This window comes from Hydrogenophaga sp. (assembly GCF_030158645.1).
Lineage (GTDB): Bacteria > Pseudomonadota > Gammaproteobacteria > Burkholderiales > Burkholderiaceae_C > Hydrogenophaga.
Genome location: NZ_JAOASO010000050.1, coordinates 1 through 2,766, shown reverse-complemented (window position 1 = coordinate 2,766; position 2,766 = coordinate 1). Strand labels below are relative to the sequence as shown.

4 protein-coding genes are annotated in these 2,766 nt (G+C 65.8%); 3 read left to right on the top strand and 1 reads right to left on the bottom strand.

Annotated elements, in window-relative coordinates:
* Positions 1-92: 92 nt before the first annotated feature.
* Complete coding sequence (locus Q1W68_RS05765; RefSeq protein ID WP_300648564.1) at positions 93-1,094, top strand: aldo/keto reductase; 1,002 nt, start codon at positions 93-95, stop codon at positions 1,092-1,094.
* Between the two features lie 4 nt (positions 1,095-1,098).
* Here the strand turns inward: Q1W68_RS05765 and Q1W68_RS05760 are convergent, their stop codons facing one another.
* Entirely contained in the window at positions 1,099-1,533 is a 435-nt protein-coding gene (locus Q1W68_RS05760) for a lysozyme inhibitor LprI family protein (RefSeq protein ID WP_300648566.1), read from the bottom strand.
* A 160-nt stretch (positions 1,534-1,693) separates the two neighbouring features.
* Between Q1W68_RS05760 and Q1W68_RS05755 the strand changes: the two genes are divergently transcribed.
* Both Q1W68_RS05755 and Q1W68_RS05750 read left to right on the top strand, forming a co-directional pair.
* On the top strand, positions 1,694-2,164 hold the full coding sequence (locus Q1W68_RS05755; RefSeq protein WP_300648568.1) for a periplasmic heavy metal sensor: 471 nt from the start codon (positions 1,694-1,696) through the stop codon (positions 2,162-2,164).
* A gap of 42 nt (positions 2,165-2,206) precedes the next feature.
* Positions 2,207-2,766: response regulator transcription factor (locus Q1W68_RS05750; RefSeq protein WP_300715838.1), on the top strand; the 560-nt coding region annotated here is incomplete at its 3' end.

The following is a 2,766-nucleotide window of genomic DNA, read 5'->3' as shown; positions in this document are numbered from 1 at the left end:
CCGTGAGCCCAACGCCAGCGTGGCCAAGGTGTTTGCCTGCTACGAGGTGCTGCACGACCTCGAGCAGAAGTTGAACGCGGCGGGCTGAAGCCATGCAACAACGCCAACTCGGTCCCTTCAAAGTCTCGGCGCTCGGCCTGGGCTGCATGAACATCTGCCACGCCTACGGCGCACCCGTGACGCCCGAGGCGGCCGAGCGGCTGTTGCAGTCTGCGTTGGACCAGGGCGTCACGCACTTCGACACCGCTGCGCTCTACGGGTTTGGCGTGAGCGAGACGCTGGTGGGCAAAGCTCTGTCAAAGCGCCGCAGCGAATTCACCCTGGCCAGCAAATGCGGCATGCAGGGCGTGGACGTGGCGGGTGACGGCAAACTGGTGCGCGTGATCGATGGTCGCCCCGAGACGATCCGCGCCACCTGCGAGGCCGCGCTCAAGCGCCTGAAGACCGATGTGATCGACCTCTACTACCTGCACCGCTGGGACAAGCAGGTGCCGATTGAAGAGAGCGTGGGTGCGCTGAGCGACCTTGTGCGCGCGGGGAAGATCCAGACGATTGGCCTGAGCGAGGTGTCGGCCGCCACCTTGCGCAAGGCGCACGCGGTGCATCCCATCACGGCACTGCAGACCGAGTACTCGCTGTGGACGCGCAACCCCGAGATCGCGGTGTTGCAGGCCTGCCGCGAACTCGGCGTGGCGTTTGTGGCCTTCAGCCCGGTGGCGCGCGGGTTTCTGTGTGGCGAGGTGGATGTGGCCACACTCGATGCCAAGGACATCCGGCGCACCATGCCGCGCTTTGCACCCGACAACCACGCGGCCAACCTCAAGCTGCTGGCGCCGTTCCAGGCCATCGCGCACGAGGTGGGTTGCACCCCCGCGCAGCTGGCCATCGCCTGGCTGCTGCACCTGGGCAACGACATCCTGCCCATCCCGGGCACGGCGCGCGAAGACCACCTGCGCGAGAACATCGGCGCGGCCGATGTGAAGCTGGACGCTGCCACCATGGCGAAGCTGGACGCTTTGATCAACCAAGGCACGGTCAAAGGCAACCGCTACAACGAACAAGCCAACCGCGAAGTCGACACGGAAGCCTATTGAAGACTCACTTGGGCTGCCGCACGCAGCTCAAATCGCCTTCCTGGCAATCCAGAAACCGTTGCAGTTCGGCGGTGCGCTCGCGCGTCATGCGGGCCTGGCACTGCCAGTTGATCATCGGTGCGGCACTGCCACCTTCGATGCCGCTCTTTTCGAACTCACAGGCCTTCACGCGGTACTGGGTCCATTCGGTCTGCACCTGACGCAACAGCTTGCGCTGGGGGTTGCCAACGCTTTGCGAGAGCGTCTTGTAGGCCGCGCTGTAGGCGGCGGTGGCGGTCTCGAAATCCTGGAAGGCGCAGGCGTTCAACGCGCTCTGGGTGCCCGGCGTTTTCGAACAATCGACCGGCTCTGTCTTGTTGCCGGTGGCCGTGGCCAGCGCCAGCGCACCGTGGCTGACCAGACCCAGCGCGAGCAGACGTTTGAGCAGTTTGGTTTTCATGCAGGGGCTCCACGGCGCCGGGGTGGCACGGTTGGCGCATTGTGCAGCGCCCCTGCCCGACATGAAACGAAACAAACCGAAACTGCCGCGAGACGACGGGCGCGCCGCGGGCCGGCACCATCACGGTCATGTTCAACCCCTCCTCAACAAGGACCCCGTCATGAAGCCCTGGATCCAACGCTCCCTCATCGCCCTGACCGGCGTCACCATTGCTGTGGGTGGCCTCACCGCCTGTGGCACGCGCGGCCATCACGAGCACGGCCCCATGAGCGCCGAACGCATGACCGAGATGCGCGGCAAGGTTGTCGAACGCGTCACGAAAAAGCTCGACCTCAACGCCGAGCAGCAACAGAAACTCGGCGTGCTGGCCGACAAGCTGCAGGCCCAGCGCACGGCCTTCATCGGCCAGACCACCGACCCGCGCGCCGAGGTGCGCCAGCTGGTGGCCAGCGAGAAGTTTGACCGCGCCCGCGCCCTGAGCCTCCTCGACGAAAAGACCCGCGTGGTGCAGGTGAGCAGTCCCGAGGTGATCAACGCGCTGGCCGACTTCTACGACAGCCTCAACCCGACGCAGCAGGCCGAGGTGCGCGAGATGATGAACAAGCGCCAGGGCTGGGGCCGCCGCGGCTGATGCGGCCGCGCCGTCGACAGCACCGCAGTGTGAGAATGCCACATGCACCGCATCCTGCTGATTGACGACGACGAACAGCTCGGGCCACCGCTGAAAACCTACTTTCAACGGTTCGAGCTGGATCTCACGCAGGCGCTCAAGCCCAGCGAAGGACTGGCGCGCTTGCGCAGCGGCGTGTTCGAGGCCGCCATCCTGGATGTGATGTTGCCCGAGATGGACGGCTTCGAACTCTGCCGCACCATCCGCAAGGAGAGCGACATCCCCATCGTCATGCTCACCGCGCGCGGCGACGTGATGGACCGCGTGGTGGGTCTGGAACTGGGTGCCGACGCCTACCTGCCCAAACCTTTCGAGCCGCGCGAGCTGGTGGCTCACATCCAGACCCTGTTGCGGCGCCGACATGGCCACAACGGACCAACCAACGGGGCACCGGTGCCGGACGTGCTGGCCTTCGAGGGCCTGACCATCGACCCGGCGCGCCGCAGCGTGGTGCGCCAGGGCGAAGCGGTGGAACTCACCGGCACCGAGTTCGAACTGCTGCACTTGCTGGCGCGCGAGAGCGGGCGTGTGTTCAGCCGCGACGACATCCTCAACCAGCTGCG

What these genes read in the sequence shown, in the direction of transcription:
- Q1W68_RS05760 (WP_300648566.1), bottom strand. Translation starts at nt 1,533, where the DNA reads ATGAAAACCAAACTGCTCAAACGTCTGCTCGCGCTGGGTCTGGTCAGC.
- Q1W68_RS05755 (WP_300648568.1), top strand. Translation starts at nt 1,694, where the DNA reads ATGAAGCCCTGGATCCAACGCTCCCTCATCGCCCTGACCGGCGTCACC.
- Q1W68_RS05765 (WP_300648564.1), top strand. Translation starts at nt 93, where the DNA reads ATGCAACAACGCCAACTCGGTCCCTTCAAAGTCTCGGCGCTCGGCCTG.